The organism is Micromonospora sp. NPDC085948, assembly GCF_040686315.1.
Taxonomy (GTDB): Bacteria; Actinomycetota; Actinomycetes; order Mycobacteriales; family Micromonosporaceae; genus Micromonospora.
The window spans coordinates 52,630-65,377 of record NZ_JBFBJW010000013.1 but is presented as its reverse complement, the minus strand read 5'-3'; the positions used below and the strand labels follow the sequence as shown (position 1 = coordinate 65,377).

At 72.5% G+C, this 12,748-nt stretch carries 13 protein-coding genes and 1 tRNA gene; 3 read left to right on the top strand and 11 right to left on the bottom strand.

The window, feature by feature from the left end:
• Positions 1 to 19: 19 nt before the first annotated feature.
• Positions 20 to 1,027, top strand: coding sequence for a DJ-1/PfpI family protein (locus AB0O48_RS26820; protein ID WP_357242099.1), 1,008 nt, complete (start codon positions 20 to 22; stop codon positions 1,025 to 1,027).
• A gap of 275 nt (positions 1,028 to 1,302) precedes the next feature.
• Here the strand turns inward: AB0O48_RS26820 and AB0O48_RS26815 are convergent, their stop codons facing one another.
• The 8 genes from AB0O48_RS26815 to AB0O48_RS26780 all read right to left on the bottom strand — a co-directional run bounded on the left by AB0O48_RS26815 (position 1,303) and on the right by AB0O48_RS26780 (position 9,841).
• Entirely contained in the window at positions 1,303 to 1,767 is a 465-nt protein-coding gene (locus AB0O48_RS26815; protein ID WP_357242096.1) for a hypothetical protein, read from the bottom strand.
• 28 nt (positions 1,768 to 1,795) lie between these two features.
• Complete coding sequence (locus tag AB0O48_RS26810) at positions 1,796 to 3,748, bottom strand: VWA domain-containing protein (protein WP_357242093.1); 1,953 nt, start codon at positions 3,746 to 3,748, stop codon at positions 1,796 to 1,798.
• Between the two features lie 2 nt (positions 3,749 to 3,750).
• Positions 3,751 to 5,211, bottom strand: coding sequence for a sigma 54-interacting transcriptional regulator (locus tag AB0O48_RS26805; protein WP_357242090.1), 1,461 nt, complete (start codon positions 5,209 to 5,211; stop codon positions 3,751 to 3,753).
• Between the two features lie 56 nt (positions 5,212 to 5,267).
• The gene (locus AB0O48_RS26800) at positions 5,268 to 6,335 is read right to left on the bottom strand and encodes a hypothetical protein (RefSeq protein WP_357242087.1); all 1,068 of its coding nucleotides are present in this window, start codon (positions 6,333 to 6,335) and stop codon (positions 5,268 to 5,270) included.
• A gap of 76 nt (positions 6,336 to 6,411) precedes the next feature.
• Positions 6,412 to 7,062: a response regulator transcription factor gene (locus AB0O48_RS26795; protein WP_357242084.1), complete on the bottom strand. Its 651-nt coding sequence runs from the start codon at positions 7,060 to 7,062 to the stop codon at positions 6,412 to 6,414.
• On the bottom strand, positions 7,059 to 8,303 hold the full coding sequence (locus AB0O48_RS26790; RefSeq protein ID WP_357242081.1) for a histidine kinase: 1,245 nt from the start codon (positions 8,301 to 8,303) through the stop codon (positions 7,059 to 7,061). The genes AB0O48_RS26795 and AB0O48_RS26790 overlap by 4 nt, the downstream gene beginning before the upstream one ends.
• Positions 8,304 to 8,357: 54 nt before the next feature.
• The gene (locus tag AB0O48_RS26785) at positions 8,358 to 8,864 is read right to left on the bottom strand and encodes a hemerythrin domain-containing protein (RefSeq protein ID WP_124854064.1); all 507 of its coding nucleotides are present in this window, start codon (positions 8,862 to 8,864) and stop codon (positions 8,358 to 8,360) included.
• On the bottom strand, positions 8,861 to 9,841 hold the full coding sequence (locus AB0O48_RS26780) for an aldo/keto reductase (RefSeq protein ID WP_357572425.1): 981 nt from the start codon (positions 9,839 to 9,841) through the stop codon (positions 8,861 to 8,863). Before AB0O48_RS26780 ends, AB0O48_RS26785 begins: the two co-directional genes overlap by 4 nt.
• Before the next feature lie 70 nt (positions 9,842 to 9,911).
• On the opposite strand from AB0O48_RS26780, the gene mgrA reads away from it, so the two are divergent.
• Entirely contained in the window at positions 9,912 to 10,907 is a 996-nt protein-coding gene (gene mgrA, locus AB0O48_RS26775) for an L-glyceraldehyde 3-phosphate reductase (RefSeq protein WP_357242075.1), read from the top strand.
• A 57-nt stretch (positions 10,908 to 10,964) separates the two neighbouring features.
• Here the strand turns inward: mgrA and AB0O48_RS26770 are convergent, their stop codons facing one another.
• On the bottom strand, positions 10,965 to 11,324 hold the full coding sequence (locus AB0O48_RS26770; RefSeq protein WP_357242072.1) for an SdpI family protein: 360 nt from the start codon (positions 11,322 to 11,324) through the stop codon (positions 10,965 to 10,967).
• Positions 11,325 to 11,433: 109 nt separating this feature from the next.
• Here AB0O48_RS26770 and AB0O48_RS26765 point away from each other — a divergent pair, with 109 nt between their 5' ends.
• Positions 11,434 to 11,556 (top strand): 50S ribosomal protein L36, encoded by a 123-nt coding sequence (locus tag AB0O48_RS26765; protein ID WP_030490864.1) that lies wholly within the window; start codon positions 11,434 to 11,436, stop codon positions 11,554 to 11,556.
• 183 nt (positions 11,557 to 11,739) lie between these two features.
• Here AB0O48_RS26765 and AB0O48_RS26760 read toward each other — a convergent pair.
• Positions 11,740 to 11,812: transfer RNA gene (locus tag AB0O48_RS26760), tRNA-Ala, on the bottom strand.
• 89 nt (positions 11,813 to 11,901) lie between these two features.
• On the bottom strand, positions 11,902 to 12,492 hold the full coding sequence (locus AB0O48_RS26755; protein WP_357098712.1) for a YqgE/AlgH family protein: 591 nt from the start codon (positions 12,490 to 12,492) through the stop codon (positions 11,902 to 11,904).
• Between the last annotated feature and the right edge of the window lie 256 nt (positions 12,493 to 12,748).

Here is a 12,748-nt window from a genome sequence, read left to right as displayed (position 1 = left end):
GAGTGGCCGGAAAGCCATCATGCGCAATAATCGGGCCATGACGCCTCGCCCGCACCGGATCGCCGTACTCGCCCTGGACCAGGTGGTCGGCCTGGACCTCGGCACCCCGTCGCAGGTCTTCAGCACCGCCCGGACCGCCGAGGACACGCACCTGTACGACGTACGGGTGTGCACCCCGGGCGGGCGGCCGGTCCGCAGCACGGCCGGTTTCCAGGTGCTCCCCGACCACGGTCTGGAGTTGCTCGACACCGCCGACACCGTGATCGTCCCCGGCATCCACGCCGGCACCGCGTTGACCGCGGGCACCGTCGAGCCGGCGGCGGCCGAGGCGCTCCGGGCGGCGTACCAGCGGGGCGCCCGGATCATGTCGATCTGCACCGGGGCGTTCGTGCTGGCCGCCGCCGGGCTGCTCGACGGTCGTCGGGCGACCACCCACTGGGCGTACACGGAGCAGTTCCGTCGCCTGCACGGCGAGGTGGACCTCGACCCGGGTGTGCTCTTCATCGTCGACGACCGGGTGCTCACCTCGGCCGGAGTCGCCGCCGGCATCGACCTCTGCCTGCACGTGATCCGCCTCGACCACGGCAGCGAGGTGGCCAACCGGGCGGCCCGCCGCTGCGTGATGCCGCCGTGGCGGGACGGCGGCCAGGCGCAGTACATCGAGCGGCCGGTGCCGAAGGTCACCGACTCCAGCACCGCGGGCGCCCGGGAGTGGGCGCGGCAGCGGCTGCACGAGCCGATCGCCCTGCGGGACCTGGCCGAGCAGGCGCGGATGAGTGTGCGTACCTTCACCCGGCGCTTCCGCTCGGAGACCGGCCTGAGCCCGGCGCAGTGGCTGCTGCAACAGCGCACCGACCACGCGCGACTGCTGCTGGAGACGACCGACCTCACCGTCGACCAGATCGCGCACCGCACGGGTTTCGGCACCACCGCCGCCCTGCGCCAGCAACTCCACCAGCGCATCGGCGTGGCGCCCTCCACCTACCGCCGCACCTTCCACCCCCGCCCAGCCCTAACCCAACCCTGACCCCGCGCCCCGCGCGCCCGCGCCCCGCGCCCCGCGCCCCGCGCCCCGCGCCCCGCGCCCCGCGCCCCGCGCCCCGCGATCTTGCACTTTCTGTCGCCGAATTGCCACTTTGCGCCACTTTTGTCGGGACAGAAAGTGCAAGATCGGCGCCGAGCTCGGGGCGGGGTGGGCAGCACTGGTGCGAGGGTGATGCCTGTGAGTCATCGTGATGACTCACAGGCATCACCCTCAATGGGGCAAGGAGCTGCCACCCTGACCGGCCGATTCGGCGTCGCTCAGGAGCGGAGCAGGTGCAGTTGGGCCTGGTGTTTGGGCAGGTGGACCCTTGTGTGCAGGTCGAGGGTGCGAGACCAGGGCAGTGACTCGTCCACGATGAGGTCGAAGCCCTCGCGCAGGTGGGTCTCGACCGGGGTCTCCGCCGCCAGGCCGAGCCGGTCGACGAGCCCGCACAGCCGGTCGCTGGTGCCGTGCAGCAGAGCGGTCAGCCCCCGCAGACCGCCCTGCTCGGCGGCCAACGCGTCGAGCTGCGGACGGTGGATGTCGTCCTCCAGCTCGTAGTAGGCGAACGGCGACCCGGCCAACAACGCCTCGGTGGCCTGGATCATCAGCTCGTCGTTGGCGACCAGGTGCGCGACGATCTGCTCGGCGCTGAGCTGCCCCTCCGGAGCCGGACCGAACTCCCCCGCGTCAAGCTCGACGAACACCCCGTCATAGGCCCGCCGCAGCCCTCCACTCTCCATCCCCCCAGTCAACCTGCCCGGAGGGACGTTAGCGGCGGGATTGGCGGGAGCGGAGGTAGTCGCTGACCACGTACTCGCCGAGGTCATCGGTGTCGGGGGTGAACATGCGGCCACGGCTGCGGCGGGCCACCGCGTCGACGAAGCGCCGCAGGCCCGGGTCGTCGCCGAGCATGAACAGGTTGAGCGTGGCGCCGTAGCGGCTCAGCCGGTCCACCTCACGGACCGTCGCCTCGATCGTCTCCGGCAGCGGCGGCCAGTGGAACAGCGCCTCCCCGTCGTCCGGGTCCAGGTGGGCGGTCGGCTCGCCGTCGGTGACCACCAGGACCACCGGCTCGGCGTCCGGGTGCCGGCGCAGGTGCCGACCGGCCAGCCGCAGCGCGTGCTGGAGGTTGGTGCCCTGCTCCCCGTCCGGCTCGACGGCGGCCAACTCCTGCTGCGTCAGCGCCATCGCCTCCCGGCCGAAGCCCACGATCTGCAGGGCGTCCTGCGGGAAACGCGTCTCCATGAGGTGCGCCAGCGCCAGCGCCGTCTGCTTCATCGGCCCCCAACGACCCTGCGAGATCATCGAGTACGACAGGTCGACGCAGAGCACCACCGCCGCCGAGGCCCGCCTCTCGGTCTCCACCACCTCGAAGTCGTCCACCGCGAGCTGCACCGGAACCGTCGGCCCGGCCCGGCGGACCGCCCGGGTCAGCGTCCGGACCACGTCCAGGGGTTGCTCGTCGCCGTACTCCCAGGGTCTGGACCCACCGCTGACCTCGCCGGCGGCCCCCGCCGAACGCAGGTCGTGCTGCCCGCGCGGCCCGGCCGTCAGGTCGGCGAAGACCCGTCGCAGCGCCGTCCCGCCGAGCCGGCGCAGCGCCTTCGGGCTCAGCGTGAGCCCCTCCGCGTCCCGGCTCACCCAACCCTGCCGACGAAGCTCCCGCTCCAGATCCCGCAGCCGGCGCACGTCGTCGGCCGCCTCCCGGCCCAGCGTGCGGGCGACCGCGTCGACGTCCACGTCGTCAAGCGTGGCGCCCGGGTGGTCCTGGTCGAGCTGGTCCAGCAGGTCGTCCAACTCGCCGATCTCACCCAGCGCACCCGCCGCGTCGGCGTAGTCCAGCGGCTGATCGCCCCGGACCCGCTCACCGCGCCCCCAGCGCAGATCCGGGCGCAGCGCCCGCAGGTTGGCGTCCAGCGCGGACAACTCCCCCGCGAGGCGGTCGCCGAGCGACTGCTGCATCAGGCCGGCCAGCTCGGCGCGCTGCCGGTCGGAGAGCGAGTTCATCAGCCGCTGACCGGCCGCCGAGCGGCGGGCCAGCACGTCGATCAGCTCGTCGACCGTCTCCGGCTGCTCCGGGAAGAAGTCGCCGTGTCGGCGCATGAACTCGGCGAACGCGTCGGTGGTGTCCTCCGCGCGGCCGTGCCGTTCCAGCAGGTCGTTCAGGTCGCCCATCATCTCGGCCAGCCGCTGCTGGGCGGCCGGGTCGGCGGACGCCCGCACCGCGTCGCGCAACCCGGCGAAGCGCTGACCGAGCACGTCGTCCCGGAGCTGGTCGAGGATCTGCTGGTACGACCGGCGGGCGTCCTCACTGGCCCACTGGTAGCCGGACAGCTCCTCCACCGCCCGCGCGGTCGAGCGGGGCAGATTGTCCAGCACCGACTCGGCGAACCGCGCGCCGTCGTCGTCGCGGCCGCGCAGCTCGTCCCGCTCGGCGGCGAGGGCCTGGTCGAGCAGTGCCTGTGCCCTGGTCACCGCGCCGTCCAGGTCGCCTCGGCGGAGCGCCTCCCGGCGGAGCCGCCGGGCGCGGGCGGCCAGGTCGTCCAGCCCGCCCCGCCCCTGCGGGCCACGGCGCAGCAGGTCCCGCAGCGCCTCCCGCAGGCTGCCGCCGGCCAGCACCTCGGCGCCGACCTCGTCGACAGCTTCGCGTACGTCGTACGGGGGGGCCAGCGGGTCGGGCCCGCCGGTCCACTGCCCGTACCGGAACCGGTTGCCGGCCATGGTCAGCCCCGACCGCCGTAGACGGTGCGCCCCGAGTCGGTGACGTCCTTGCCCAGCCGGCGGGTCAGATGCAGCCCTTCGAGCACGAACTCGACGGCGGCGGCGGCCTCCTCCGGGGTGGGCGCGTCGCCCAGGCCGAGCCGGTCGAGAACCTTCGCCAGCCCGGGTACGGTGCCGACCTGGCGCAGCAGCTCCGTCGCGCTGACCAGCTCGCCGGTCTCGATCGCCGCGCCGTCCTCGACAAGTGCCGTGAACCCGGACAGGTCCAGCCCGGCCAGGTGCGCCCGGAACGTCTCGGCGGTCGCGGTCCGCAGCAGGTGGGCGAGGACCTCGATCTCCCGCCCCTCCTCGCCGGACTCGAACTCCACCTTGCCGCGCAGCGTGCTGGTCACCGAGACGGCGTCGCCGACCCGGGCCACCGCCGCCTCGGGGCGGCCCTCCGGGGTGCCGGTGGCGGCGAGCAGGCCGGCGCGGCGCAGCGCGGCACCGGCGACCGTCTCGGCGGCGGCGATGGCGAACCGGGCGGAGACACCCGAGCGCGGGTCCACCGACGGTGACTCCCGTACCGCGCGGGCGAAGCGGGCCAGCACCTCCAGGACGTGTTCCGGAACGGCGGCGACCAGGTCGGCCTCCTGCCGGATCAGCGCCAGCTCCAACTCCAGGTCGACCGGGTAGTGGGTACGGATCTCCGCGCCGAACCGGTCCTTCAGCGGAGTGATGATCCGGCCCCTGTTGGTGTAGTCGTCCGGGTTGGCGCTGGCCACCAGGAGCAGGTCCAGCGGCAGTCGCAGCTGGTAGCCACGGACCTGGATGTCCCGTTCCTCCAGGACGTTGAGCAGGGCCACCTGGATGCGCTCGGCCAGGTCGGGCAGCTCGTTGACGGCGAAGATGCCCCGGTTGGTGCGCGGCACCAGCCCGAAGTGGATGGTCTCCGGGTCGCCGAGAGTGCGGCCCTGGGCGATTCGGATCGGGTCGACGTCACCGATCAGGTCGCCGACGCTGGTGTCCGGGGTGGCCAACTTCTCGCCGTACCGCATCGAGCGGTGCAGCCAGCCGATCGGCAGGTCGTCGCCGGCCTCGGCGACCTGGGCGCGGGACGCGGGGGTGAGCGGGTGCATCGGGTGCTCGTTGAGCACCGAGCCCACGATGACCGGGGTCCACTCGTCGAGCAGCGCGCCGAGCGAGCGGATCAGTCGGGTCTTGCCCTGGCCGCGCTCACCGAGCAACACCATGTCGTGCCCGGCGAGCAGTGCCCGCTCGACCTCGGGCAGCACGCTGTCGTCGTAGCCGACGATGCCGGGAAAGCGGGCCTCGCCGGAGCGCATCCGGGCGAGGAGGTTGTCGCGGAGTTCCTGCTTGACGGTGCGGTACTGGTGACCGGCCGCCCGCAGCGCGCCGAGCGTGCCGGGCAGGTCGGCCGGTGGAACCGGGATTACCGGGTTAGGCGCAGTCACCCGACCCACGCTAGCTCACATTCGCAGGGGCGCCCCGGGCATCAGGGGCACCCCCACTCCCACCTTCAGCCCCGGCCGCAGCGCCGGCAGGCTCCGCGCCGGCGCAGGTGGTACGCGTAGGTGGCCGCGCCGAGCGCCACGCCCCACAGCGGCCAGAGCCGCGCCGGGCCTCCGGCCACGTCGATCTCCTGCCAGAACTCGGGTTGACCGAGCAGCCCCAGGCTGGCCGCGGTCACCGCGATGGCGACCAGGGTGGCCGGCACCACGGCCAGCTTCACCGGCACCCGCCGGCCGGCGAGCCCGATCATCCAGCGCGGAAACCGCTCGCCCCAGCGCTGCACCAGCCCGAGGGTGAGGATCGCGCCGACGGTGGCGAACGCGCCCAGCCCGAGCCCGGCCCAGACCAGCCCGGTGTCCTGCATGTCGGTCAGGAACTCCCGGGTGATGCCCAGCGGGATACCGACCGCCCAGGCGAACCGGGTCACCGCGTACGTCAGCGGGATGACCACGGCGATGCCGGTGGCCCACCGGCCCCAGCGCGCGGCGGCGGCCGGGGCGGTCCACCCCCGGCCGGTGTCACCGCGACCGCAGCCGACGCAGGCGGCCGCGGTGCGGCGCTGCCAGGTGAGCACCGCACCGGCCAGCAGCAGCCCGCCGACCATCGCGGCGAACCGGACGAACAGTGCCCAGGTGAAGACGTCGGAGTAGTCCACCGGCGGCCACCCGAACGGCGCACCGACGATCAGGATCGGCAGGTACCCGAGGATGGTCAACACACGCGTGTCCGGGACGACCAGGGCGAGGAGGACCGCCACGACCCAGCCGTAACCGAGAAGCAGCGCCCGCAGCGGGCCGGGTGGGCGGCCGGCCGACCGGGTCATGGCCAGCGCGACCACGGCCGCGGTCAGGAGTACGCCGGCGAAGAGCGAGGTGGCCAGCTCCACCGGCACCAGGTGCAGCAGGTTGTCGTCACCGCCGCGCGGTTCGTTCGCGCCGAGCGGGTAGCCGGCGCCGGTGAGCACGCTGATCAGGGCGAGTACGCCCCACAGGCCCAGCCAACCGGCGGCCAGTGGGGCGAACCGGTCGGGCCAGCGGGAGTCGGATCGGGGCGGGGAGGCGGTGATCGTCGTCATACGCACAGCCTCGACCGATGTCCGGCCGGTTCCCTCCCGGCCGGCGGTGAAGCCGCTCCCCCGCTGGAGGGACCGATCAGCCGGACGGGGTGACGAAGCCGGACTCGTAGGCGGCGATGACCGCCTGGGTGCGGTCGCGGGCGCCCAGCTTGGCCAGCACGTTGCCGACGTGTGTCTTGACCGTCTCCACCCCGACCACCAGGTGGGCGGCGATCTCCGGGTTGGACCGGCCGGTGGTCATCAACCGCAGCACCTCGGCCTCCCGCTCGGTGAGTCGGGCGGCGCGCAGCTGGTCGCCGCCGGCCGGCCCGTACGCCCCGACGAGCTGACGGATCGCCGCCGGGAAGAGCAGCGACTCCCCCGCCGCGACGACCCGGACGGCCTCCACCACCTCGGCGGGCCGGGCCCGTTTGAGCAGGAAGCCGGACGCGCCCGCGCGCAGCGCCTCGTAGACGTACTCGTCGTTGGCGAACGTGGTGACCACCAGTACCCGGGGCGGGTTGGCGGAGGTGGCCAGCAGGTGCCGGGTGGCCTGAATGCCGTCGATGCTGGGCATCCGCACATCCATCAGCACCACGTCCGGCCGGTGCCGGGCGACCAGCGGCGGCACCTCGGCGCCGTCGGCGGCTTCGGCGAGCACCCGCAGGTCGGGTTGGGCGTCGATGATGGCGCGCAGCCCCACCCGGATCAACTCGTCGTCGTCGACGATCAGCACCCCGGTGGTCATGTCGCCTCCTCGTAGGGCAGACGGGCCCGGATCAGCCAACGGTCGCCGTCCGGCCCCACGGTGATCCCGCCGCCGAGCAGCAGCACCCGTTCCCGCATGCCGTCCAGGCCCCGACCGCCGCGTCCCGGATGCGCCCGGTCGGGGCGTCGCACCTCGTTGACCAGCTCCAACTCCAGTACCCCCGGGTGCAGGTCCAGCCGCAGCGTCACCGGCCCCGCGCCATAGCGGGCAGCGTTGGTCAGGCCTTCCTGGACGATCCGGTAGCCCTCCCGGGAGACCGCCGCGGGCACCCGCGCCGGGTCGCCGACGCGGTGTGCGTGCACCGCCAGCCCGGCTGCGCGGGCGTCGGTGACCAACCGGTCCAGGTCGGCGAGGGTACGCTGCGGCGCCACCACGGGCCGGCCGGTGCCGGCCTCCCGGAGCAGCCCGAGCACATGGTCCAGCTCGTCCATCGCGGTCCGTCCGGTCTCCTCGATGGCGGTGAGCGCCCGCCGGACGAACTCCCGGTCGGTGTCGAGGACCTCGCGGGCCGCTCCGGCCTGCAGGGTGGCCACGGTCAGCGCGTGGCCGATCGAGTCGTGCAGCTCCCGGGCCAGTCGGTTGCGTTCGGCGAGCCGGGTGGCCTGCGCCTCCAGGGCGGCGATCCGCTCCGCCTGGGCGGGGCCGAGCAGCACCGGCGCCATCAGACCGGCGAGCGCGCCGAGCCCGGCGACGGCGTAGCCGAGGCCGACCAGCAGCGCCACCCCGCTCAGGGTCAGCCAGCCGCTGTCCCGCCCGTCCAGCGGCCCGAACTGCCCCTCGGTGGTCAACTCGGTGCCGACGCCGAACTGCTGGGCGATGAAGGCCAACGCCAACGGCAGGGCGCCGAACAGCGCGGTCATCACCAGCGCGCCGACGATGAGGTGGGTGGCGATCCAGAGCGCGCTGCGCAGCCTGGTCTCCCGATCGCCGCGATGCCCCAGCGCCGGCTCGGGCAGGTCGACGCCGAGCAGACTCCGTACGGCGGCGATCTCCAGAGCCCGGCTGCCGTCCAACAGCAGCGGCACCACGGCGATCAGCACCGCGACCACCAGCAGCGCGTACGTCAGGGAGCGGGGGACCGCCGAGTCGGCGAACAGTTCGACGAAGGTCACCACGAGCAGCCCGTACGGCAGCGCCAGCACGCCACCGAGCAGCAGGAACACGCCGCGTCGCCAGGTGGTGCCGGCGACCAGCGGGGCCAGCGCCGTTCGGGGATTCACTCCGTCATTCTGCTGCCGGGGCCGGCTCGGCGACTCCCCCGCAACGGGGAGATCTCAGCGGTGGTCGGCCACGTACTGCTGGGGGTCCTTGTCGCGGAACGGCAGATTGCGGCCGTTCTTGTGCTCGCCGTAGAAGGTCAGCCAGCGTTGGCCCAGCTCGGCGCGGAGTTCGGTGCTGGCGTGCCGGCGGAAGTCGGGCAGCGCCTCGTCCTCCTCCTCGGCGAGGTGCTCGCTGTTCTCCCGGCGGGCCGTGCCGACCGCCTCCCACCACTGGTCCGAGCCGACCGGGTGCAGTTTCGCCTCGGCGACGGCGTCGCGGATCTTGTTGTGGTCGCCGATCGCGTCGGCGGTCTCGTCCTCGCCGTCGTCGCCGTGCTTGACCAGGTGCGGGTAGAGGATCGCCTCCTCCGCCTCGGCGTGGATGTCCAGGTGCAGGGCGAGGGCGTCCCAGATGGCGAGCATCTCCTGCTCGTCGCGGGCGTCGTCGAGGCGGGCGAAGCCGCGCCGGAAGGCGGCGTGGTCGTCCAGGATCAGTGCGGTGATGTCGTCCACTGTGCTCACTTTCCGGTGGTGTTGGCGAACCGGGCACGCAGCATCGCCGGCATCGCGGCGAGTCCGGTCACCGGGCGGAAGCGTTTCGCGGCCTCGGCCAGCGCCGCGTACTCGTCGTCGGCGAGGTCGATGTCCGCGGCGGCGGCGTTGCGTTCCATCTGTTCCACCCCGGACGCCCCGGGGATGGCGAGCACGTTCGGGTGGCGCAGCAGGTAGGCCAGCGCGATCTGACTGGGGGTGGCGTCGTGGGCGTCGGCCACCTGGCGCAGGGTGTCGATCAGGACCGCGCCGCGTTCCAGGTTCTCCGGCAGGAAGTACGGGTTGGCCCGCCGCACCGCGCCGCTCGGCGGGTTCTTCGCGTCGTAGCGGCCGGAGAGGAAGCCCTGCGCCAGCGGGCTGTACGCGATGACCACCCGCCCGGCCTGGCGGGCGTACGGCAGCAGGTCCTGTTCGGGGGCGCGGTCCAGCATGCTGTAGCGGACCTGGTTGCTGAGCACCCGCCGGCCGAGCGCCGCCTCGGCGACCTGCCAGCGGCGCAGCCCGTAGTTGCTCACGCCCACCTCGCCGACCAGCCCGACGTCCTGCAACACCCGCATGCCGCGCATGGTGGTGTGGTCGGCGACGAGCGGGTTGGGTTGGTGCACCTGGTAGAGGTCGATGTGGGTGACGCCGAGTCGGGCCGCCGAGGCGACCGCCCGTTGCTGCACCACCGCCGCCACCGGCACCACCGGGAAGATCTTGCTGGCGACGGTGACGTTGGGCCGGTCGTCGCCGAGGGCGGCGCCGAGGATCCGTTCGCTGCGCCCGAAGGCGTAGATCTCCGCGGTGTCGAAGACGGTCACGCCCAACTCGACGGCCCGGCGGACGATCTGCGCGGCCCGCTTCTCGAAGTCCGGGCCGTAGCCCCATTCCCGGGAGCCGAACTGCCAGGTGCCCAACCCGATCCTGGACAGCGGTTTGGGGGTGTCGAGGGCAATGAAACGCATGGCGTCGAAACTACCCCGCTGTCCTGATTCGCACGCGTGATCCGGGGTACCGCGGGCCGGAGCTAGGCTCATGATCGTGACCTACCTCGCCGCGGATGACCGCTACGACACCATGACCTACCGGCGCAGCGGACGCAGTGGCCTGCGACTGCCCGCCGTCTCCCTCGGGCTCTGGCACAACTTCGGTCCGGACCGCCCGTTCGACCGGCAGCGCGACATCGTCCGGCGCGCCTTCGACCTGGGGGTCACCCACTTCGACCTGGCGAACAACTACGGGCCGCCGCCCGGTTCGGCGGAGGAGAACTTCGGCCGGCTGCTCGCCACCGACCTGAGGGCCTACCGGGACGAGCTGGTCATCTCCAGCAAGGCCGGCTACCTCATGTGGCCCGGCCCGTACGGCGAGTGGGGCTCGCGCAAGAACCTGATCTCGTCGCTGGACCAGTCGCTGCGCCGGATGGGGCTGGACTACGTCGACATCTTCTACTCGCACCGGTTCGACCCGGACACCCCGCTCGAAGAGACGATGGGCGCGCTGGACGCCGCCGTCCGCTCCGGCAAGGCGCTCTACGTGGGCATCTCGAACTACAACTCCGAGCAGACCGCACGGGCCGCCGCGATCCTGCGCGACCTGGGCACACCGCTGCTGATCAACCAGCCGTCGTACTCGATGCTCAACCGCTGGACCGAGTCCGACGGCCTGCTCGACACGCTGGAGCAGGTCGGGGCGGGTTGCATCGCGTACAGTCCGCTGGCCCAGGGCCTGCTGACCGACCGTTACCTGGGCGGCATCCCGGACGACTCGCGGGTGCGCACGAGCGTCTTCCTCAACGAGAGCGACCTCAGCGAGGAGAAGATGGCCACCATCCGCGGTCTCGGCGCGATCGCCGAGCGGCGCGGTCAGTCCCTCGCGCAGCTCGCGCTCGCCTGGGCGCTGCGTGATCCACGGATGACCAGCCTGATCATCGGGGCGAGCAGCGTCGGACAGTTGGAGACGAACATCGCCGCGCTGGACAACCTCGACTTCACCGCCGAGGAGCTGGCCGAGATCGACGGTCTGCTGCGCTGACCCGCGCGGGCGGGCCGGGTCAGCAGATCCGGCCCCGCCCGACGCGGTCGGCCGCGGTCACCGTTTCCCGTCGAGGGCGGCCGCGGCGCGATCGGCGAGATAGCCCAGGTAGGCCAGGTAGGGCACGACGAGCAGGGCGAGCACCAGCACGGCCGCGATCACCGGCGGGTCACCGTAGGCGGCCCCGAGCAGGATCGGCAGCGGGGAGGCGACCGCCAGCAGGATGCCCGTGCGGCACAGGGGCCGGGCGACCCGTTGGTGCGCCGCGTGCCAGTGCTCGGCCGAGCGCATCGTCGCCGGGGTCCGCACACCGGGGCTGCGGTTTCTGTTCACCGTGGGTCGCAGCGCGACCCGGGAGGTGAACACCACGAGCCATCCGAGGAACGCGTAGACCGCTGTCACAAACGCCCCGGCCAACACTCCGGCACCTCCCACCCATCGCTGAGGATCATTCTAGGTGGCGGGGAATCCCCAGGGTGGGTGCGGCGTTTCGATACTCGGAACCGCTGGAACCAAGGAGGCAGACATGAAGGTACGTAGCTCGTTGCGTGCGCTGAAGCAGAAGCCGGGTTCGGTGGTGGTCCGCCGTCGTGGCCGGGTGGTCGTGGTGAACCGCGCGAACCCGCAGTGGAAGAGCCGCCAGGGCTGATAACCCCCTTATCGGACATAGTGCAGTGCACGCCCCGACCGGGTCACTCCCGGTCGGGGCGTTTTGTCGTTCGCAGATGGCCCCACGACGGACGCTGGGCCATCGGCGAGCGGACGGGTGGGGACGAAAAGAAGCGGCCCGGTTGATGATCATCAACCGGGCCGCTGCCCTACGTTCGCAAGGTGGAGCCGAGGGGACTCGAACCCCTGACCCCCACACTGCCAGTGTGGTGCGCTACCAGCTGCGCCACGGCCCCTTGCTGTCGTCCCGGTCGCCCGGGCACTGGGAAACTATACACAGACCGGCCCGCATGGTCATCTCGCGGGGTCCCCCGCCCGGGGCGGGTCAGTTGAGCGCGACGTCCGGCGGGAAGTGGGCGACCGCGGCCATCATCCCGCCCTGGCGGCGCAGCACCATCGGCCACAGATCGTCGGGCCGGTCGACGAACGCGTCACCGGGCAGCCCGTCCAGCACGAACCAGGAACCGTCGGCGATTTCCTGCTCCAACTGGCCGCTGCCCCAGCCGGAGTAACCGGCGAAGACCCGGATGCCACCGATGCTCTCCCGCAGCCGCTCCGGGTCGACCGAGAGGTCGATCGTGCCGACCGCTCCGGAGACCTGGTGGAAGCCCTTGAGCCGGCGCATCGGGTGCCGCATCCGGGCCAGGCAGATGGCCGAGTCAGGCTGCACCGGCCCACCCTCGAAGAGCACTGCCGGGTAACGGGCCAGATCGCTCCAGTCGCCGAGCACCTCGGCCACCGGCACCTCGGTGGCCCGGTTCAACACCACGCCGAGCGCGCCGCCCGGCTCGTGGGCGACCAGCAGCACCACCGTACGGTCGAAGTTCGGGTCCTTGAGCGCCGGAGTCGCGACCAGCAGCCGCCCGGTCATCGACTCCATCGCTCGTCCGCCGATCGCCTGACCCTCTCCCTGCATCCCACACACCCGTCAACCGTGAGCCCGCGCTGTGGATCGGTCATCTGCCGGATCCGCCCGGTGCATCGAGATCAGCCGTGCTGTCAACGCCATGCCTGGCACCATAGCCTGCGTCCCGGGTGCTGGCTAAGGGCTGACCGGCAGGTGATCAGACAGTTAAGACAGCTCCCTGTTCACCCCGATGCCCCTGACCAGGTACGGGCGTGGCCGGCTGGATGAGCCCGTGGGAAACACCCGAAAGGTCCGTCACATCCCG

Coding starts and splice junctions, on each gene's coding strand:
- AB0O48_RS26800 (WP_357242087.1), bottom strand. CDS start 6,335: ATGACGACGATCACCGCCTCCCCGCCCCGATCCGACTCCCGCTGGCCC.
- mgrA (WP_357242075.1), top strand. CDS start 9,912: ATGATCGTGACCTACCTCGCCGCGGATGACCGCTACGACACCATGACC.
- AB0O48_RS26795 (WP_357242084.1), bottom strand. CDS start 7,062: ATGACCACCGGGGTGCTGATCGTCGACGACGACGAGTTGATCCGGGTG.
- AB0O48_RS26810 (WP_357242093.1), bottom strand. CDS start 3,748: ATGGCCGGCAACCGGTTCCGGTACGGGCAGTGGACCGGCGGGCCCGAC.
- AB0O48_RS26755 (WP_357098712.1), bottom strand. CDS start 12,492: ATGCAGGGAGAGGGTCAGGCGATCGGCGGACGAGCGATGGAGTCGATG.
- AB0O48_RS26765 (WP_030490864.1), top strand. CDS start 11,434: ATGAAGGTACGTAGCTCGTTGCGTGCGCTGAAGCAGAAGCCGGGTTCG.
- AB0O48_RS26820 (WP_357242099.1), top strand. CDS start 20: ATGCGCAATAATCGGGCCATGACGCCTCGCCCGCACCGGATCGCCGTA.
- AB0O48_RS26780 (WP_357572425.1), bottom strand. CDS start 9,841: ATGCGTTTCATTGCCCTCGACACCCCCAAACCGCTGTCCAGGATCGGG.
- AB0O48_RS26815 (WP_357242096.1), bottom strand. CDS start 1,767: ATGGAGAGTGGAGGGCTGCGGCGGGCCTATGACGGGGTGTTCGTCGAG.